The organism is Bowdeniella nasicola (assembly GCF_900107735.1).
GTDB classification, from domain to species: Bacteria; Actinomycetota; Actinomycetes; order Actinomycetales; family Actinomycetaceae; genus Bowdeniella; species Bowdeniella massiliensis.
Genome location: NZ_FNQV01000002.1, coordinates 66,233 through 85,502, shown reverse-complemented (window position 1 = coordinate 85,502; position 19,270 = coordinate 66,233). Strand labels below are relative to the sequence as shown.

Below are 19,270 nucleotides of genomic sequence, written 5' to 3'. Positions count from 1 at the left end.
GATGGAGCATTAGGGAAGCTACCGGCGGGAAGAGACATGATCGACTTCGAAGCTGTCACCAAGAGGTATCCCGACGGCACCGAAGCGGTACGCGATTTCTCGTTACACATCCCCTCCGGCTCACTGACGGCGCTCGTCGGATCCTCCGGATCTGGTAAGACGACGCTGTTGCGCTGTATCAACCGCATGGTCGATCCGACGTCGGGCGCCATCCTCATCGACGGAGAAAACGTCGCCGACCGGCCCGCGGTCCAGCTGCGCCGTTCCATCGGCTACGTCATGCAACAGTCGGGCCTTCTTCCCCACCGCAAGGTCATCGACAATGTTGCCACCGTGCTCCGCCTGAACGGTCAACCTAAGAAGGAAGCGCACGCACGGGCGCGGGAGGTTCTCGATGTAGTGGGCATCGCCCACTCGATGTTTGAGCGCTACCCCAGCCAGCTGTCCGGCGGTCAGGCCCAGCGCGTGGGTGTTGCCCGCGCCCTCGCGGCCGATCCCAATATCTTGCTCATGGACGAGCCCTTTGGCGCCGTTGACCCGATCGTCCGCGCCGAACTCCAGGCCGAAACTCGCAGGCTCCACCGGGAATTGAACAAGACGGTCGTCTTCGTCACGCACGATATCGACGAAGCCTTTGCCCTGGCCGACATCGTCGTCATCATGAAATCCGGTGGCCAGGTCGCCCAGATCGGCTCACCCGCCGAGATCCTGGCCAATCCCGCCGACAACTTCGTTGAGCAGTTCGTGGGCCTTGATACCAAGCGGCGGCACCTTCGCATTGAAGAGCGCGACGGCGAGCAGATCGTGGTGACCGCCGACGGCCGCGTCGCGGGTGTGTTGGACTCATGAACTGGGCACTCGCGAACGCAGATTACCTGGCCCTTCTGACCTGGCGGCACGTCTACCTGTCGGCGATCCCCATCGCATTGGGTTTTCTCCTCGCGCTGCCGGCCGGCTGGCTCGCCTATTCCGTCAAGCCGGTGCGAGGCCTCATCTTGGGTGCCGGCTCGCTCCTGTACACAATTCCCTCCCTGCCGCTGTTCGTCATCCTCCCCACGCTCCTCGGCCAGGGTTACCTCTCCGCCATCAATGCCGTCGTTGCGCTCACGATCTACGCCTTTGCGATTATGGTTCGCTCCGTGGCGGACGCCCTGGACTCCGTCCCCTCGGATGTCCTGAACGCTGCCGAGGCTTGCGGCTACTCCAGCACCCAGCGCGCACTTCGCGTCACGCTCCCGCTTGCCGGTCCGGTCATGCTCGCCTCCCTGCGCGTCGTTGCCGTCTCGACCGTCTCACTGTTGTCCATTGCGGCACTCATCGGGATCTCCAACCTCGGCTCGCTCTTTACTGACGGCTTCCAACGCTCTTTCATCGACGAGATCATCATCGGGATCGTGCTCATTATCGCGGTCGCCTTCATCTTTGATCGGCTTATCGTGCTCGCTGGTCGCCTGCTGCTGCCATGGACGGCGAAGGCGGGTGCCCGCGCATGAGCATTCTTTCCGACACCATTGAGTGGTTCTCCCGTCCCGAGTCATGGAGCGGACCAGCAGGAATTCCCGTGCGCCTCGGCGAGCACCTGGGGTATACCGCCCTCGCGGTTGGGATTGCCGCGCTGGTGGCAGTACCGCTCGGCCTCTACATCGGCCACACAGGCCGCTTCCATACCCTTGCCGTGACGTTCACGGGCGCCCTTCGCGCCATCCCAACACTTGGTCTCTTGACCTTCCTCGTTCTCTTGACGGGAATCGGGCTCACCCCACCGATCCTTGCGCTCGCTATTCTGTGTATCCCGCCTCTCTTGGCCGGAATCTACTCGGGAATCGAAGCCGTGCCGCGTGCGGTCATCGATGCCTCGCGCGCGCAGGGTATGACAGAGTGGCAGATCCTCTCGCGCGTCGAGCTTCCGCTCGCCTCCCCCATCATCGTCGGCGGTCTTCGCTCAGCGGTGCTGCAGGTCATCGCGACGGCGACCGTCGCTGCGTTTGTGCCCCTCGGAGGACTTGGCCGCTACATCATCGATGGTCTGGCTGTGCGCGATCTGCCGCGAGTGATGGGCGGCTCCCTCATCGTGGTGGCGCTTGCCTTCCTCATCGACATGCTTTTTGCTCTCGTTCAGCGATACGCCGCGCGTGTCGCCAATCCTGCGGCGCGTACGCCGCAACCATCTCGTTCGCTTAGTCCCGATATTGACGTGGAGGTTTCCCATGAAGCGACGTAATCTCATTCTCCCCGCACTACTTGCCAGCGCCCTGGCCCTCGCCGGCTGTTCCGACCCCAATGCGGACGATGCCAAGAAGACGACGTCTCCGACAGGCGACGGCGGTTCAGCAAGCTCCATCGCCGTCGGTTCGGCGCAGTTCCCGGAATCCGAAATCATCGGCGAGCTGTATGCCCAGGCACTCGAAGATGCCGGCGTGCAGGTCAAGCGTTCGATGCAGATCGGTGCTCGCGAAGTCTATGCACCGGCATTGGAAAACGGCGAGATCGATCTCGTGCCCGACTACACCGGAAACCTCCTGGCATATTTTGATCCGGAGACAGACAAGACCGATCCTGCGGGCATCATGGCGGCGCTTCCTGACGCGCTGCCCGACGGCACCGAAGTGCTGGAGGCTTCTCCCGCTGAGAACAAGGACTCACTGAACGTCACGCAGGCGACGGCCGAAGAGCACTCCCTCGCCTCGATCGCTGACCTGAAGAACGTCGAGGGAATTTCACTTGCTGCGAATCCGGAATTCGCTGAACGTTCCTACGGTATTCCGGGATTGGAACGCGTCTACGGCATCACCGGTGTCAAGTTCGTGCCGATCAACGACGGCGGTGGCCCCGCAACCGTCAAGGCACTACTTGATGGCGACGTGATCGTGGCCGATATCTACTCGACCACGCCAGCAATCAAGGACAACAACCTCGTCACGCTGGACGACCCCGAGAACCTCATCGCTGCTCAGCACGTCATCCCGTTTGTGCGAACCGAGGCGATGACCGACGACATAAAGGCCGTCATCAATAAGGTCTCGGCGGAGTTAACGACCGATGCCCTCATCGAGATGAATGGCCGCAGCTCAGGTGACGAAAAGGCATCTGCGGCCACCATTGCTAAGGACTGGCTGACCGAAAAGGGCCTCATCGGTAAGTAACCGCTACTGGTAGCTCACGAAGTCTGGCTGCGGTTCGATTCGATAGGTCTGCTCGGGGGTGAGCATGGGGTGGTCTTCATCAATGAAGTTCTTCCAGCCCCAATGCACACCCTCGGGCGCGTCCTTCAAAAGCGCTTGCCATGTGTCGTTCTTCTGCGGCTGAGTGCCTTGACCATCGGCATGAATGAGAACTGCAACCTCCGGGTGTGAGGTGTTGACCTGTGCCCGATCGCGCAGCATCTGGATTTGGAACTGGTGCAGAATCACCATTTTCTGCGGCAACTTGTTCTCCTTGGTGTGCTGCGCGAGGTAGTCAATCACCTGGTTAACTTCATCGATTTCCACATGCCCGATACGCGTCAACGGGCGCTCGTTTGGGCCAAGCCGCCACTCTGGGTCCAGAGCGATCCCTACGTGCGGGTACTTCAGGAGCTCCTCGTACTGCTTAACTTGGGAGAGAAAATCCGCTCGGCCAGGCTGGAAGTCAATCACCACGTACTGGCCAGCCTCACCAGCTGCTTCAATCAGCGGGGTGAAGTGCTCGATCGCCCATTCGTTGGAATAGTTGCCGTCATCGCCGGCCTTTCCAGACGCCACCGTCACAATGATCTCCAGAGCGGGAATGACCTTGTCCTCCGTGAGCTCCTGATACTCGGCTGCCAATTTCGCCGCTCGATCAATGGTGGCAGGTCCGTCTTGTTCACCAAGAACACCAAGACTGTGGGTGACAGGAGTTCCGTAGAGTGCCACGTACCTTTTTCCGGAGAAGACGAGCTGTCCGCCGCCGGGTAATTCCTGACCGGATTTAGCAACCTCGACCTCCCACGCAAAGTCCTCTGCGTCAGGGAAGGCATCGCCAATACCGATGACTGACCCCGCTTCCTTTACCTGTTTGATCAGTTCTCCCGAACCCCTGAAATCGCCTTCGCTCGGACTCGTCTTCACTCCGGCGGCGGCAGCCGTAGCCTCGGCAGCGACTGTCGCTGGATCCTTGCTCACGAGAGCTAAGGTGCCGCCGGGCACTTTGTCGGCTCGCAGGGTTAGTGAGCCCTTTTTGGGTACCTCGACGGTGTCGTCCGGCGAGGTCGTGTCAGTTGTTTCGAAAATGGTACGTTCCGGAAGTTCGCGCAATGCCTGAGCATCATCGGATTCAGGCAGCGGACTCCCCTTAACCTCAACTCCGGTAGCAGCTGTGAGGTCTGCCGCATTCGCGGGAGCTCGATAAAGGTCAACCCCCGAATCATCGGGAAGGCTAACGTCACCGGCGACAATGACCGCTTCGGCTCCGAGTCGCTTGAGCTCCTCAACAACGCCTGCGGTATCAGTTGAGACAGCAAGGGTGGGAATACCCAGGGCTCGTCCAATAGATGCGGCGCGAATCGTTTCCTTCGGTGATCCTTCAGGGGCGAGGACAGCGAGGCTCGATGACCCGAAAAGCGCGGAGGATGCAGCAATCGACTGCGCCTGAGCATCTCCTTTGAAAGTAACTGGTTTTGCTACTTCGAGATACGTGACGTTGGCGGATTCCTCTTCTGTCGAGGCGCCTGCATCGGCATTGTTACCGCTCGATGTACACGCGCTTAGAGCTAATGCTGCGGCGGCAAATAGTGCGCTGATAGTCCGGGTTGAGCGAGACACGAGTCTTCCTTCCACGATCGCCTGTCTGGAGGCAACCTGGCCATCGTAGACACCTTTTGGCGTCCAATGCGAATGTCAGCGCCCGCCGGCACTACCCCCACCGCCGCCTCCACCGGAGGATCCGCCACCGCTGAATCCACCTGATCCTCCCGATGATCCAGACGACGATGGCTGAGAAACCATCGACGTCGAAGACGATGATCCAAACTGGGAGACGGAACTCGAGAAGTCAGTATACGACGTGATGTTTCGGCCTTGGTACCAGCTGCTGTACCCGGTATTCCCGCTACGTTGGACAATCTGGTCCATGACAACGCCCCAGCGGTCTTCGATTCCGAAAGCCATCGCCCAGGGTAGCCAGCGGGAAAACTCGGCCTGCTTCGATTCGTGAATGATCTGGTCGGCCTCTGCCGTCTCGAGGTATTCTTTGAACCCTTCAGCTTGCTTGAACAATGCGTGGCCGTAGGCCGTACGAGCTGTCTTCTTCCCTGAACCAAAGGCGGAGATCATGATCGAGCAGAAGATGACCAAGACCACGGCGAAGGGCAGCCACGACATCACGCTGAACCTCTGCGTAGCCGCGGTGATTGACACGCCGGTCCCGAGCATATTCAGCATGAAGAAACCCAAAACAATGAGGAAAAAAATCATTCCCGCTGACGATTTTGAGCGCTTCTTCGGTTGAGACTTGAACAGCTGTTTGCGCTCGACCTCTCTCATAAGATCGTGGTCAATCATTGCGGCTGAGGTATGAAACTTTCGTTTCAGACGGGATATATAGACTTGCGGACCGTGCTCGCTAGGGTTTGCGAATACGCGCAGCGCTGACAGCGTTCGGTTTTCGTAGCTTGCGAGTCCTTCCGGCACCTGGTCGGTGAGCGTGAGCGCCCAATCGTTGGGTTTCTTCCCTGAGAGGGTAGTCCACGAAACCTCAGAGACCCACAGGTATCCCTTGATCGCGAGATCGACCAACATGACACCGAGACTCTTATCGGTCCGGGCTTTATTCATGAGAACGACAGTTTCGGCTGGAGTTAAATTCTCGGGCGGTGTGAAACGAACGGCGATTGGAGTTTCCTCTGCAGGCCCAACCGGCGCTCCTGGAGAGATGACACCGGGGGTTACTCCCATCCACGCCTCATCGCGCTCTCGGCGGCGATGAATCCTCCGCAGCCCAAAGCTGCCCGCAACGACGACACCCACGACAGCGGCAAGCACTCCAGCAATCATGGACAACATGCTCGTAAACTGCCGCGATCGATCAGGTGGAGCGTCGACCAGGATTGGAGCCGTTGAGGCAAAAGTGCCGGAGGGGAATGCGGCCATGATGGTTACAGCATCGCGCTTCTGAACGTCAGAAAAACTGTAGGTCGACCGATTCAACGAGGAATTGTAGGAGTTACAGGGGGTATCAGATCCTGAAGGACCGACAAAACAGGAGATATCCTTGACTTCCGCGGGACCCGACACCGTGACGTCGATCGAACGTGCCGGCACGTCAAGATTGTCGAAGATGTTCCAGTAGAACTCCTCCAGACCCGCGTTATCTCCTTCTTTGATCGCGTTGATCGCTCCTTTGACCTGGTATGTCAAAGTGTAGGTTTGAATTCCGGTAACTCGATCGTCGGACCCATCGGGGGCTCCGATCGAGAGCTTCAGCAGACCTCGAGACTCGCTTTCACGCCAGACGCCAGCCGGCGCTCCCGACGCTGAGCTCACGTGCTCGCCACTGACCTCATAGACGCGGATCTTGTCCGGATCTGGCGAGTAACCCATTTTCGTGACAAGGGTTCGGTAGAACCCAAGTCCCCGGCGCTGGCCGAAATCCCACCGGTACGTCTCCCGGATATTGGCATCACCACTACTGTTGAGCTGGATTTCGACGTCGAGGTGATCAATGACATCGTCACCGGGGTTGCCATTGGCAGCTGGGAGGCCCCTTACGGACGTCTCGTACGTGCGTAATGGCTGCGCTGTCGCCCCAGCAGCGATGCCAGACGTCAGAGCCAAGGCGCACAAGGCTGCGAACAGCACGCGTATCAATCGATGCACGAGGGTCCTTCCGTGGACGGTCAATTCGTCGCGGTCATCGTATCGGACGATCACGTGTAGCCGGTAACGATGACCACTTGACTAAGTATTCACCGTCTTCACGTTACGGCTAAACATTGGCCCCAATGAAAACAAGCAGAGGCTGCATCTGTTTCAGTTCGGTCATCGGCGGCACCACGAACATGGTCGTGGGTTTGGCTCGTGGGAACTTCAAGCACGTGGAAAAGGCAAGCACGATCCAAGACCGAGACTCACCGAAGATACAAACGCGACGCGAGGCAGACATGGAACTGTGTTCCGAAAAGTGGGCCCGGAGGGACTCGAACCCCCGACCAACTGGGTGTAAACCAGCTACTCTAACCAACTGAGCTACAGGCCCGGACCGACACAACCGTGCCGGCTACGAAGGGAAACTTTACACGCCTGGGGCTCGCACGACTAATCGCATCGCGATCCAGTCCTTAGCGGCGTCGACACTTGCCGACGCATGCATGCCAGCTGTCGTCGCGGCATCTTCAACGTCTGCCACCGCGACGTGACCGGACCGGCCTGCCTTCGGGGTCATGACCCAAATATCGCCGCCATCATCGAGGTTGGCCGATGCATCCATGAGGAGGTCGACGAGATCGTCTTCGTCGGCGTCCTCCGAGCGCCACCAAATCATGGCGGCATCGGTAGTGTCTGAGAATTCTTCATCGGCGAGTTCTTCGCCCGTAAGAGCCTCTATCGATTCGCGGAGCGCCATATCGACGTCCTCGTCGTAGTAAAACTCCTGGATGACTTGACCGTGGGTGAATCCGAACTTACGCGCTGCCTCGGATTCAGTGCTGGTAGGCACTGATGCACTCCTATCATTTTCGAGGCTCGCCGCGGATGTTGCGTTGAGCATGCCCCTACAGTAGCGAGACTCGGTGGCGTTCGCCACGGTGATCGAGCAAACATGACAAAAGTCCCGGTTCTGTCGGACAATGGAGTGACATCCGGTCAACGCGCGCAGACGCGCGAAACGACGACAAACGAAGACGAGAGCGAGGTTCTCCGTGCCGCTACGTGATGAGTCCCAACCGCTAATTAACGGGCTACTGAGCCAAATCGGTGACATCGATTCGGAAGAAACCGAAGAATGGCTTGATTCGCTCGACGCACTCATCGACGATCGGGGTGGTCCTCGCGCACGCTATGTTCTGCTATCGATGCTGAAGCGCGCTCGCGAGCGCAACGTCACCATCCCCTCGTCGCTCAACACCCCTTACGTCAACACCATTGGTGTTCACGAAGAGCCCTACTTCCCCGGCGATGAAGCCATGGAGCGCACCTATCGCCGGTGGCTACGATGGAATGCCGCCGTGATGGTGACCCGCGCACAGCGCGAGGGCGTTGGAGTCGGTGGCCATATCTCCACCTACGCCTCGATCGCGACACTTTATGAGGTGGGCTTTAACCACTTCTTCCGTGGCAAGAACCACCCCGGAGGCGGCGACCAGGTCTACTTCCAGGGCCACGCGGCTCCCGGCAATTACGCACGTGCTTTTGTCGAAGGTCGACTGTCCGAAGCAGACATGGACGGGTTCCGCCAGGAATACTCCCGGCCAGCTGGTGGGCGAGGCCTGCCAAGTTACCCGCACCCGCGCCGGATGGAAGATTTCTGGGAATTCCCGACGGTCTCCATGGGTCTTGGACCCGCGCAGGCGATTTACAACGCCTGGGTCAATCGCTACATGCACGAGCGAGGCATCAAGGACACGAGCGAACAGCACGTGTGGGCGTTCCTTGGCGACGGCGAAATGGACGAGCCAGAATCGCGCGGCATGCTGCAGCTTGCCGGCCAACAGCAGCTCGACAACCTCACATTCGTCGTCAACTGCAACCTGCAGCGCCTCGATGGCCCGGTGCGTGGCAACGGCAAGATCATCCAGGAACTTGAATCCTTCTTCCGCGGCGCCGGCTGGAACGTCATCAAGGTCATTTGGGGCCGCGAGTGGGACACCCTGCTTAACGCTGATAAGGATCGCGCGCTTGTCCACCTCATGAACAACACAGTCGACGGCGATTACCAGACCTTCAAGGCCAACGACGGCGCTTATGTGCGCGAGCACTTCTTCGGCCGCGACCCGCGGACCAAGGCCCTGGTCGCGAACTGGACCGATGAGCAGATTTGGGCGCTGAAGCGTGGCGGCCACGACTACCGGAAGGTCTACGCCGCCTACAAGGCTGCCGTTGAACACACCGGCCAGCCGACCGTCATCCTCGCCCACACCATTAAGGGCTACGGTCTGGGTCCCTCGTTCGCCGGTCGTAACGCCACCCACCAGATGAAGAACATGAAGATTAAGGACCTCAAGGCCCTGCGCGATCTTCTCAACATCCCGGTGACTGACGAGCAGATTGAGGAAAACCCCTTCACACCCCCGTACTACCGCCCATCGGATGACGATCCGGCGCTGCAGTACATGCTGGAGCGGCGCCGCGCCCTCGGCGGCTTCATTCCGGAGCGCAAGGCCCCGAAGTCTACGGAGCTCACCTTGCCGGGTGACAAGCCGTTCGAGATCCTGGCCAAGGGCTCGGGCAAGCAGAATGTGGCGACGACGATGGGATTTGTCCGGCTCCTGAAGGAGCTCATGAAGGATAAGGAGATCGGACGACGTATCGTTCCGATCATCCCCGACGAAGCACGCACGTTCGGCCTGGATTCAATCTTCCCCACAGCGAAGATTTTCAACGTTCACGGACAGAACTACACCGCGGTCGATCACGACCTCATGCTGAGCTACAAGGAGTCCGAGCAGGGCCAGATCCTGCACACTGGAATCAACGAGGCCGGTTCCGCCGCGGCGTTCCAGGTCGTCGGAACCTCCTATGCCACGCAGGGTGAACCGCTCATCCCGGTGTACATCTTCTACTCGATGTTCGGCTTCCAGCGCACTGGTGATCAGTTCTGGGCGGCAGGTGACCAGCTTGCCCGTGGCTTCATCATCGGTGCGACCGCCGGCAAGACGACCCTCGCCGGTGAAGGCACCCAGCACATGGATGGGCACTCCCCCATCCTCGCTGCGACCAACGAAGCCATGGTCCACTACGACCCGGCATACGCCTACGAGATCCGCCACATTGTGCGCGACGGTCTGCAGCGGATGTACGGCAAGGACGATCGCGACCCGAACGTCATGTACTACCTCACGGTGTACAACGAGCCGTACCAGCAGCCTGCCGAGCCGGACGATGTTGACGTCGACGGCATCATCAAGGGCATCCACCGCATCGCTGACCATTCCGGCAACGGCCCCAAGGTCCAGCTGCTGGCTTCCGGCGTTGGTGTGCCGTGGGCGATGCATGCCAAGGAAATCCTCGCCGAGGACTGGGGAGTCGACGCGGCTGTATGGTCCGTCACGAGCTGGAATGAGCTGCGCCGCGACGCGATCGCAGCCGAGCAGCACAACTTCCTGCACCCCGAGGAGGACGCCTGGACGCCCTACGTCACCGCCAAGCTGTCTGACAGTGAAGGTCCCTTCATCGCCACGAGCGATTACGACCACATGCTGCCCGATCAGATTCGTGCGTGGGTACCGGGCGACTACTACGTCCTTGGTGCCGACGGTTTCGGCTTCTCCGATACCCGCGCCGCTGCACGTCGTCACTTCTTCATCGACTCGCACTCGATGGTGGCGCGCGCCCTGCAGGCGCTGGGCAAGTCCGGTCAGGTGGACGGTGATGCCGCCCGCCAGGCCATCGAGAAGTACGACCTGTTTAACGTCAACGCCGGCGAATCCGGCAACGTTGGCGGCGACGCGTAAAGCGCGCCCCTAGCGCACAGCGGCCTGCTGACCTCACGGTCTGCAGGCCGCTTGCCGCATCGAAAGGCCACCATGTCCCAGTCGCTCTACTCCCGCCAGCCACGCGCCACCGATATCGAAATCCTCGAGAAGTTCGATGAACTCGTTGCTCGAGGAGCCAAGAAAATGTCGGGATGGCACATCCAAGGAGTCGATCTACGCGAACGCTCCGCAGAATTGCGCGCACTTGACCCGACGGGTGCGCTCTTCCTTGGCTGCGCACTCACTAAGGCGGACGAAGAATCCCTGCGCGCTCGCGGTGGCCTCGTTTTCCCGCGGATCCGCGATATCCCTTTCAACATGTACCGGGCGAGCCTCTACACCCCGCAACAGCTCTACGCCGGGCTAGACGAGGGCGGCTACGAGGCTACTTTCGATGCGCAAGTTTATGCGTGGACCAAGCGCCAAGACACCCGCGGAGACGTTCGAGTCACGCTCGCGACAGCGCTGCACGATCACGGTATCTCCGATGCCCTGGCCGATATCCGCAGTCGCGGGGTCTTTGCACCCCATATCGCCGGGGTCATGGGCGGCCATGCATTGCAGCGCGGCTCCGATCAGTACGCGAAAGCAGCCCGATTCGGCCAGGTCCTCGCCCGGCAAGGCCTCACTGTCGCCACCGGCGGCGGTCCGGGCGCAATGGAGGCCGTTAATCTCGGCGCATTCTTCACCGCCGACGGCACCCGCCTGCACAGTGCGCTGGAGTCCTTGGCGAGCGTGCCAAGCTTCGTGCCCGATGCCACGGCCTGGGCGCGCGTCGCGTTCGACCTCATTCGCGACTATGAGGGCACGCCAAGTCTTGGCATTCCGACCTGGTTCTATGGCCATGAGCCGCCCAACCTGTTTGCTACCCATACCGCGAAGTACTTCACCAATGCCCTGCGCGAGTCAATCCTGCTCGAGATCTGTGACACCGGAATCGCGTTCCTGCCAGGCCACGCCGGCACTGTCCAGGAGATCTTCCAGGACGCGTGCGAAAACCACTATTCGCCGCCCGAGGCCGTAGCCCCGATGGTCCTCATCGACCGTGACTACTGGACCCGAGTCCTGCCCGCCTGGCCGCTGCTGTATGCCGTCGTATCGTCAGGCCCAGCGGCCTCTTCCATCTTCCTAGTGGATTCCGTGGATGAAGCCGCTGAGATCCTTTCCGATCACGCGCTCAGAGCATAAGCGAGCCGAAGAGGAAACCGAGTCCGACGGCCAAGGCAATATTGACGATGCCCGGAATCATGAACGGGTGATTGAAGATCGCGCGTCCAACGCGGGTAGAGCCGGTATCGTCCATCTCGACGGCAGCCAGCAACGTCGGATACGTCGGTAGGACGAACAGCGCCGAGACCGCAGGGAAGGCCGCGATCGCCGCGATCGGGCTCGCGCCGAGTGCAATTGCCGTTGGCATAAGCGCCTTGGTGGTCGCGGCCTGGGAGTAGAGCAGCGCCGCTGCGAAGAACAGCACGACGGCAAGCAACCAGGGATAGGCCGTTAGGGCCGAGCCGGCGAAGGCAGTAATGGCCTCCATGTGGGTGGAGACGAACGTCGTTCCGAGCCACGCCACCCCAAGGACACAGACGCACGCTGACATGCCGGAACGGAAGGTCTGCATTCCAAGGATCTCGGACGGATCGATGCGGCACAGGACCGTGATAGCCATCGCCGCTGCGAGCATGATCGACATGATCGCCTCGGTCCGAGGCAGCGTCGGATCGGAAATGATGTTGAGGTTTTCCGAAATGAGCGCCGCATAGGTCACCACAGCGATGATCGCGATGAGGAAGATGAGCACCGAGCGCTTAGCCCCCGGGCGTTCCTCGTACTCGTGTGCTCCCCGCAGCTCGATGAGACCCTGTTCCTTACGCTCAAGGTAGACCGGATCCGAACTCAACGGTTTGCCGAGCATATTCGCCAGAAAGCTTGTGGCAACCGTAGCCAAGAACGTCGACGGAATCGCGATGGCGAGCAGGGTTAGGTATCCCACCCCCAATGGCTCGACAACCGAGGCCATGAAGACGACGGCCGCCGATATTGGGCTCGCGGTAATGGCCATCTGTGAGGCGACGACAGCAATCGATAACGGCCGCGAGGGGCGAATGTCGTTCTCCTTCGCTACCTCGGTAATGACGGGCAACGCCGCAAATGCGGTATGCCCCGTTCCTGCGAACAACGTCAACAGATAGGTGACTATCGGCGCGAGCAGCGTGATGCGCTTCGGTTTCTTTCGCAACAGGCGGTCGGTGAGCGCGACGAGCCAGTCCATGCCGCCGGCAGCTTGCATCGCGGCAATCGCGGCGATCACCGACATGATGATGCCGATGACGTCGAAGGGAATGTCTTCTCGGGAAACGGGCGCCCCCGTGGCGCCAAGCAGGATGACTCCCAGGCCACCGGCAGCGCCGATCGCGATCGAGCCGTACCTGGCACCCAGAAAAATGGCAGCCAAAACAATGAGTAGGTGTACCCAAATCATGACAGTGAATCCTCACGTGGTCAGTGGTGAAATCGGCGACGGGTCGGCCCGCTGAGCGTCATTGCTCAGGGGCTGGGGCCCGCTACCGCGGATGTGGTGGTTAGGTCGTCGGCAAGCCGCGCTCGTCAGGCGCGTAGATCTTGCCGGTGTATTTCGGCTTCATGAAGGCCTCTGTCGTGAGAATCTCATCAACTTGCTCCTCGGTGAGCAGGCCCATCTCCACGACAACCTCCTTCACCGACTTGCCGGTCTTCGCGCACTCTCGACCAACGCGGTCACCATTGTGGTGTCCGATGATGGGGTTGAGATAGGTGACGATACCGATCGATTGTTCGACGTAGGCACGGCACTTGTCCTCATTGGCCGTGATGCCGTCGACGCAGCGCTCCCGCAGTGTGTCACTCGCTGCGGAAAGGAGCCGAAGCGACTCAAACATCGCTTCTGCCATCGCGGGTTCCATGACGTTGAGCTGGAGCTGGCCCGCCTCGGCCGCCATGGTGACCGTCGTGTCGTTGCCGATCACCTTGAAGCACACCTGGTTGACGACCTCCGGGATCACCGGGTTGACCTTGGCCGGCATGATGGAGGAACCGGCTTGCATCTCCGGGAGATTGATCTCGTTTAGGCCCGCCCTAGGGCCGGAGGACAGGAGGCGAAGGTCGTTAGAGATCTTCGACAGCTTGTGAGCTAGCCGCTTCAAGCACGCATGGACGAGGACGTAGTCGCCGTTATCGCTGGTGGCCTCCACAAGATCGGGCGCCGAGGTGATCGGCAATCCCGTAACCTCCGATAGCTTCTCGGCTGCCACGTGCGCGTAGCCATCGGGCGTGTTCAACCCTGTACCGATCGCCGTCGCTCCGAGGTTGACACCGAGAAGGTAGCTGGAGCAGCGCTCCAGTGTAACGAGCTCTTCTTCCAGGTTTGTGGCAAACCCCTTGAACTCCTGCCCCAAGGTCATAGGGACAGCGTCCTGGAGCTGGGTGCGCCCCATCTTCAACACCCGCTCAAACTCTTTCGATTTGTCCAAGAAGGAGTTGGCGAGCTCATGGATATGGCCCATGAGGTCATGCACCATGCCGTACATGGCGAGCCGCAGCCCGGTTGGATACGCATCGTTCGTCGACTGCGACTTGTTGACGTGATCGTTCGGGTTGATGATGTCGTAACGACCTTTGTCATAGCCGAGGTGTTCCAAGGCAAGGTTGGCGATGACTTCGTTCGTGTTCATGTTGACGCTGGTGCCAGCGCCACCTTGGAACAGGTCGATGGGAAATTGGTCGAGGCAGCGGTCGTGCTCAAGCAGCTGGTCACAGCCCGCGATGATCGCGTCCGCGATGTCATAGGGCAGTGCGCCCAGCTCTTTGTTTGCCAGCGCTGAGGCCTTCTTGACCTGTGCCATCGCGCGCACGAACTCTGGCACGCTTTGGACGAGGCGTCCGGAGATAGGGAAGTTCTCGATCGCCCTGAGGGTGTGGATCCCGTAATAGGCGTCGCTGGGAACTTCGCGGGTACCGAGCAGATCTTCTTCGATCCGTGTGGTCATGTGTGGTGAACTCTCTCGTGTCGTCATTGACAGGTGTCTTCTAATCATCGTGTTGCCGGACTGCTGCACGCAGCCGCTCGCGATTCACGTAACTTACCGCGAGAAGCGGAATATCCGCCGGGCAAACTTCGGCACACTCCCCGTGCAGGGAGCATGGGCCAAAATGTTGATCCATTTCGGCGATCATCTCGCGAGCTCTGCGTCCTCGCTCGCTCGCGGGAATCGGTAGTAGGGACAGGTGGGCAAGTTTGGCGCCGACGTAAAGATTGGCGGAACCGTTGGGGCATGCGGCAACGCAGGCACCGCACCCGATACACGCAGCAAAATCGAGTGCGCGTTCCGAATCTTCGTGCGTGATGCGGTCGCTGTCTGCGTCTGGCGCAGTTCCCGGAGCGACACTGGGTGCGCCACCGACATTGAGAACATCGGTGAGGTAGCCGCGTTCAACCATGAGATCGGCGATGACGGGATAGGCAGCGGAGCGAAATGGTTCCAGGGTGATCGTCTGGCCGTCGTCAAACGATGCGAGGCGTTGGTGGCAGGCGGGGGTCCGCGGTACGGGGCCATGGGCACGGCGATCGATCGTGATCCCGCAGGCTCCGCAAATCCCCTCACGGCAGTCCGATTCGAACACGACAGGATCGCCTCCCGCCATGACGATGTCATCATTCATCTTGTCGAGAAGCTCAAGGATCGACATCGACGGTTCGAGGTCATTGACCTCGTAGCTTTCGAACTGACCCGCGGCCTCGGGGCCCTCTTGTCGCCAAACTTTCACGATGAGTTTCATCGGTAATCCCTCACTTGCAGTGGCACGGCGGCAAATTCCAGCGGCTCCACGTGGCGAGTGAAGCTCGCGGTGCCCTCCCAATTCCCTGTTTGCCACGCCGAGATGAGAGCCCAGTTTTCGTCGTCGCGCTTCGCTTCGCCATCGTCATGCTGATACTCCATGCGGAAATGGGCGCCGCAGGACTCTTTTCGATCCAGCGCATCGACACACATCACTTCCGCAAGTTGAAGGTAGTCTTCAACCCGCCCGGCGTACTCGAGCTCCTGGTTAATGCGGCTAGCTGATCCAGCGATCCTCAAGTCCTGATAGAAGTTCTCTCGCAGCGTTCGAATCTGAGCGATTGCGTCGGTGAGTCCCTCTCGGTCTCGACTCACTCCGCACCCGCGGTAAAGGATCTCTCCCAAAGCTCGGTGGAATGACCGCGGGGGCTTGGTCCCACCGATATTGAGGAGACGATCAAAGCGTTCATAGGCGTCGTTCAGGGTTTTCTGGACGACTTCGTCATCCTCATGCAATGGTTCCGTCCCGAGGTGGTCGGCCAGGTAGTTCGGCACGGTAAATGGAATCGTGAACCAGCCATCCACGCAGGCGGACAGCAGGGAGTTTGCACCTAGTCGGTTGGCACCGTGATAGCTCGATCCGGCTTCACCCGCGACAAACAGTCCGGGTATTGAAGTCATGAGCTGGTAGTCGGCCCAGAGTCCTCCCATGGTGAAATGGGCTCCCGGAGCGATCCTCATCGGCACCTCATACGGGTTTTCACCGGTGGCATCTTCATACATGTGGAAGAGGTTCCCGTATCGGGCGCTAATCGTCTCCTTGCCGTAACGCTGCAGTGCGTCCCGGAAATCGAGGTAGACCGAGTTCTTAAGCGGACCCACTCCATGGCCGGCATCAATTCGTTCGCGCGCAGCACGGGAGGCAACATCTCGCGGTGTGAGGTTCCCAAATGCGGGGTATCTCCGCTCCAAGTAATAGTCGCGCTCATCTTCGGGTATGTCGTTTGGCTCCCGGGTATCGCCCGCAGTTTTCGGTACCCAGATCCGTCCATCGTTTCGAAGCGATTCACTCATGAGAATCGATTTCGATTGCCAGTGCGTCGAGATGGGTAGGGCTGTCGGATGGAACTGGATGAATGACGGCATCGCGAGGTATGCGCCGCGGCGGTGGGCGCGCCATGACGCCGAGGCGTTGGAGTTCTTGGCCAGGGTGGAATGGTAATAAATATTGCCGTACCCGCCGGTCGCCAGCACGACAGCGTGGGCGGTAATTGGCTGCAATTCACCCGTGAGAAGATTCCGAACGATGACTCCCTGGGCACGACCGTCTTTCACGATGAGATCTACCATCTCGTGACGGACAAGTAACCGGAGCGCACCGCGAGCAACCTGCTGTCCGAGCGCTGCGGCACCCGCTATTTGCAGTTGTTGACCGGTCTGCCCTCGGGTGTAGTACGTCCGTGAGACCTGCACGCCTCCAAAGGATCGTGTGTCAAGCGAACCGCCATATTCTCGGGCAAAAGGAGCCCCGAGCGCATTCATGTGGTCGATAACTCGGGCCGACTCTTCAGCTAGCCGAAAGACCTCACGTTCGCGACCGCGGTAGTCACCACCTTTAACGGTGTCTTTGACGAAGCGGCCAAGAGAGTCATTGTCGACTTTGCGGCCTCGCGCGGCATTGATCCCGCCTTGAGCAGCAACCGAGTGCGCCCGCCGCGGCGCATCGTGATAGGTCACTGCCGTGACCTGGTATCCCAGATCGGCTAATGCTGCCGCGGCTCCCGCGCCGGCAAGCCCCGTACCGATGACAACGATCGAGAACTTTCGGCGATTGAGCGCGGAGACTAACCGATAGCTGTCCTTCGCCCGCTGCCACGCAGTTGCGGGATCCCCGTCAGGACTGTGCGCTGACAGGGTCGTTCCCACCTCAATGTCGAGGGGTGATGATTCCGTCTTCTCGTTCATGACAGCACTCCCGTCAGCACCGCGATCGGCACACTAATATTGACGAGCGCGATGACGATTCCGGCCGCATATGCGATCACCTTCCACACTCGTCGCGTCCGGGGACCGGTCACAGCAAAGTCGGTCGCCAGCAGCCACAGGCCGTGAATAAGGTGCACGGCAAGCGCCCCCATCGCAATGAGATAGAGCAGCGAAAACAGTGGCCGGGAGAATGACGCGATGAGGTTTTCGTAGGCAAACGAACTGGTATGCGTCGGCGCCTGGAAAGCACCGTTAAGGTGCCCGGTTGTGAGATCCAGAATGTGAATGATGATGAAACCGAGCAGTGCGATCCCGGTGATAAGCATCGTTCGCGAGACCCATGACTCAGCCCTGAGGCCGCGCGCGCGATGTGGTCCCCGAGCGGACCTCGAACGGAACGTCAGCGCTAGTGTCGCAGCGATATGGATGATGATCGAAATCAGCAGGACCACGCGAAAGGCCCACAGCAAGCCCATCTCCGGCAGTAGCGGCTCGCCCGCAACGCGCAACCAGTGCGCATAGTCATTGAAATGCGCGGGCCCAAAATACGCTTTGATGTTGCCGACCATATGGATCGCCACGAAGGCCGCAAGAATTGCTCCGGTCAGCGCTGCGGCAAGTTTCAGGAGCCATGACTGCGGTCCCGTCTGTGGGCGCGCCGCAACCATGATTCGTCCATCGCGGACCTTGATTGTCGAACTATCAGTCTGACGAGGCAACGCACGTTTGTGCGATGTCATAGACGAACTCATGCAGCATCTCCCTTGATAACCACTTCGAGGCTAACACCTCACAGCAGTGGGCTGCATAGTACCGACGAGTGTTCGACCGATGTCTACCTGTTTGCACGAATGTGCAGGATGTTACCGCCCCAGTTCAGCATTCGTTATTACGAACTCGGCTCCCTCAAGCAAGGGCGGTGATGAGTCGCTTAACCTCGCGCCGCGTAGGCGTCTTGAATCGCCACATCGAGATCGGTAAAGTCCTCCGACTCATCGCTGGCATCCCGCAGCGATTTCAGCAACCGTTCGGCCTCGGCAGGGCGACCGGCCTCACAGGCGGCGCGGACCAGCTGGCGACCGGCATCCGTGACGTGCGTGGTCGGGTCCCAGTTTCCGACACCCAACTGGACTGCCTCGCCCGGCAGATTGGCGCGACGTAGCATTTGCAGCGATTCGAAGAGCGCTACGCCGGTGTCCTCGCGTTCGCAGGCGGTCTTCAGTCGCCGAATGGCGCTTTCTCGGTCCTCATTCAGCGAGAGGCGAGCCAGCTGGATCAGCGGGTACCACGCGCGCGAGTTGCCGACGTATTCATCGGCAAGGGCCCAAACGGCAGTGTTGATGCGTTCGCGCTGGTCGGCAGGAAGTTCATCGGCCGTCAACGGATCGGGCATTTCCTCATACCTCGCGCCCACCGAGACGAGTCGCGCCAAGGTGGCAAAGGCCTGCTGGTCATTGGGATCATCGAGCAGCCGCTGGCGCAGTGCCTCTTCCGCCTGGCGCAGTCCCTCTTCAAGCGGGTTTTCTGCTTCCTGAACGGGGCGAGAGACCGCGCCGGGAAGGTCAGCCGGTTCGGAGTCCTCAGGGCTCGAAGCGTCTACTGGCACATCAGATTCGAGCGTCTCTTTGAGTGTGGGATTGGTTTCGATGGCTTCGTGAACCATCGCTTCATCCTCGTCGTGCATTTCTTCCTCCGGCATAGCAGCGTTCTGCTCTCACACTATCGCGCGCTAGGGTATCAGCGCACCAGTAGGTTAATCCGTAGGATTCACTGGGCCACAGAGCATGGCACGTCTGCCTGAGGTTCCCGTGAGGCGGTATGCTTC

The 19,270-nt window shown here is 60.0% G+C and carries 15 protein-coding genes and 1 tRNA gene; 6 read left to right on the top strand and 10 right to left on the bottom strand.

All coding sequences use genetic code 11. The annotated features are described in order from the left end of the window. Nucleotides 1-36 precede the first annotated feature (36 nt). The 4 genes from BLU67_RS01620 to BLU67_RS01605 are packed head-to-tail and all read left to right on the top strand — an operon-like array spanning nt 37 to nt 3,143. Nucleotides 37-849, top strand: coding sequence for an ABC transporter ATP-binding protein (locus tag BLU67_RS01620; RefSeq protein WP_092561356.1), 813 nt, complete (start codon nt 37-39; stop codon nt 847-849). Further along, nucleotides 846-1,493: an ABC transporter permease gene (locus BLU67_RS01615; RefSeq protein WP_092561354.1), complete on the top strand. Its 648-nt coding sequence runs from the start codon at nt 846-848 to the stop codon at nt 1,491-1,493. The genes BLU67_RS01620 and BLU67_RS01615 overlap by 4 nt, the downstream gene beginning before the upstream one ends. Beyond that, complete coding sequence (locus BLU67_RS01610) at nt 1,490-2,221, top strand: ABC transporter permease (RefSeq protein WP_092561593.1); 732 nt, start codon at nt 1,490-1,492, stop codon at nt 2,219-2,221. The genes BLU67_RS01615 and BLU67_RS01610 overlap by 4 nt, the downstream gene beginning before the upstream one ends. Next, a complete protein-coding gene (locus tag BLU67_RS01605; RefSeq protein WP_092561352.1) occupies nt 2,208-3,143 on the top strand; it encodes an ABC transporter substrate-binding protein in 936 nt (311 codons plus the stop codon). Before BLU67_RS01610 ends, BLU67_RS01605 begins: the two co-directional genes overlap by 14 nt. Before the next feature lie 3 nt (nt 3,144-3,146). Here BLU67_RS01605 and BLU67_RS01600 read toward each other — a convergent pair whose 3' ends face one another. The 4 genes from BLU67_RS01600 to BLU67_RS01585 form a co-directional block, all read right to left on the bottom strand. Then, entirely contained in the window at nt 3,147-4,781 is a 1,635-nt protein-coding gene (locus BLU67_RS01600) for a hypothetical protein (RefSeq protein WP_143027304.1), read from the bottom strand. 75 nt (nt 4,782-4,856) lie between these two features. Further along, nucleotides 4,857-6,887: a DUF2207 domain-containing protein gene (locus tag BLU67_RS01595; RefSeq protein WP_092561348.1), complete on the bottom strand. Its 2,031-nt coding sequence runs from the start codon at nt 6,885-6,887 to the stop codon at nt 4,857-4,859. Between the two features lie 251 nt (nt 6,888-7,138). After that, nucleotides 7,139-7,212: transfer RNA gene (locus BLU67_RS01590), tRNA-Val, on the bottom strand. Between the two features lie 36 nt (nt 7,213-7,248). Further along, on the bottom strand, nt 7,249-7,671 hold the full coding sequence (locus BLU67_RS01585; RefSeq protein ID WP_250506232.1) for a DUF3052 domain-containing protein: 423 nt from the start codon (nt 7,669-7,671) through the stop codon (nt 7,249-7,251). A 202-nt stretch (nt 7,672-7,873) separates the two neighbouring features. Between BLU67_RS01585 and aceE the strand changes: the two genes are divergently transcribed. Continuing rightward, the gene (aceE, locus tag BLU67_RS01580) at nt 7,874-10,624 is read left to right on the top strand and encodes a pyruvate dehydrogenase (acetyl-transferring), homodimeric type (RefSeq protein ID WP_092561344.1); all 2,751 of its coding nucleotides are present in this window, start codon (nt 7,874-7,876) and stop codon (nt 10,622-10,624) included. Nucleotides 10,625-10,696: 72 nt separating this feature from the next. Then, entirely contained in the window at nt 10,697-11,833 is a 1,137-nt protein-coding gene (locus BLU67_RS01575; protein WP_092561342.1) for an LOG family protein, read from the top strand. Here BLU67_RS01575 and BLU67_RS01570 read toward each other — a convergent pair. The 6 genes from BLU67_RS01570 to BLU67_RS01545 all read right to left on the bottom strand — a co-directional run bounded on the left by BLU67_RS01570 (nt 11,823) and on the right by BLU67_RS01545 (nt 19,144). Beyond that, a complete protein-coding gene (locus BLU67_RS01570; protein ID WP_092561340.1) occupies nt 11,823-13,127 on the bottom strand; it encodes an anaerobic C4-dicarboxylate transporter in 1,305 nt (434 codons plus the stop codon). The two genes, BLU67_RS01575 and BLU67_RS01570, sit on opposite strands and share 11 nt — an antisense overlap. Before the next feature lie 100 nt (nt 13,128-13,227). Then, nucleotides 13,228-14,670 carry an aspartate ammonia-lyase gene (gene aspA / locus BLU67_RS01565; RefSeq protein ID WP_092561338.1) on the bottom strand — a complete coding sequence of 481 codons (1,443 nt, stop codon included), beginning with the start codon at nt 14,668-14,670 and terminating at the stop codon, nt 13,228-13,230. 40 nt (nt 14,671-14,710) lie between these two features. Continuing rightward, complete coding sequence (locus tag BLU67_RS01560) at nt 14,711-15,460, bottom strand: succinate dehydrogenase/fumarate reductase iron-sulfur subunit (protein ID WP_092561336.1); 750 nt, start codon at nt 15,458-15,460, stop codon at nt 14,711-14,713. After that, the gene (locus BLU67_RS01555) at nt 15,457-17,424 is read right to left on the bottom strand and encodes a fumarate reductase/succinate dehydrogenase flavoprotein subunit (RefSeq protein WP_092561334.1); all 1,968 of its coding nucleotides are present in this window, start codon (nt 17,422-17,424) and stop codon (nt 15,457-15,459) included. Before BLU67_RS01555 ends, BLU67_RS01560 begins: the two co-directional genes overlap by 4 nt. After that, complete coding sequence (locus BLU67_RS01550) at nt 17,421-18,113, bottom strand: succinate dehydrogenase cytochrome b subunit (protein WP_176780651.1); 693 nt, start codon at nt 18,111-18,113, stop codon at nt 17,421-17,423. The genes BLU67_RS01555 and BLU67_RS01550 overlap by 4 nt, the downstream gene beginning before the upstream one ends. Before the next feature lie 263 nt (nt 18,114-18,376). Continuing rightward, on the bottom strand, nt 18,377-19,144 hold the full coding sequence (locus tag BLU67_RS01545; protein ID WP_092561330.1) for a hypothetical protein: 768 nt from the start codon (nt 19,142-19,144) through the stop codon (nt 18,377-18,379). Nucleotides 19,145-19,270: the final 126 nt, after the last annotated feature.

Coding starts and splice junctions, on each gene's coding strand:
- BLU67_RS01620 (WP_092561356.1), top strand. CDS start 37: ATGATCGACTTCGAAGCTGTCACCAAGAGGTATCCCGACGGCACCGAA.
- BLU67_RS01615 (WP_092561354.1), top strand. CDS start 846: ATGAACTGGGCACTCGCGAACGCAGATTACCTGGCCCTTCTGACCTGG.
- BLU67_RS01610 (WP_092561593.1), top strand. CDS start 1,490: ATGAGCATTCTTTCCGACACCATTGAGTGGTTCTCCCGTCCCGAGTCA.
- BLU67_RS01605 (WP_092561352.1), top strand. CDS start 2,208: ATGAAGCGACGTAATCTCATTCTCCCCGCACTACTTGCCAGCGCCCTG.
- BLU67_RS01575 (WP_092561342.1), top strand. CDS start 10,697: ATGTCCCAGTCGCTCTACTCCCGCCAGCCACGCGCCACCGATATCGAA.
- BLU67_RS01570 (WP_092561340.1), bottom strand. CDS start 13,127: ATGATTTGGGTACACCTACTCATTGTTTTGGCTGCCATTTTTCTGGGT.
- aspA (WP_092561338.1), bottom strand. CDS start 14,670: ATGACCACACGGATCGAAGAAGATCTGCTCGGTACCCGCGAAGTTCCC.
- BLU67_RS01560 (WP_092561336.1), bottom strand. CDS start 15,460: ATGAAACTCATCGTGAAAGTTTGGCGACAAGAGGGCCCCGAGGCCGCG.
- BLU67_RS01555 (WP_092561334.1), bottom strand. CDS start 17,424: ATGAACGAGAAGACGGAATCATCACCCCTCGACATTGAGGTGGGAACG.
- BLU67_RS01550 (WP_176780651.1), bottom strand. CDS start 18,113: ATGGTTGCGGCGCGCCCACAGACGGGACCGCAGTCATGGCTCCTGAAA.
- BLU67_RS01545 (WP_092561330.1), bottom strand. CDS start 19,144: ATGCCGGAGGAAGAAATGCACGACGAGGATGAAGCGATGGTTCACGAA.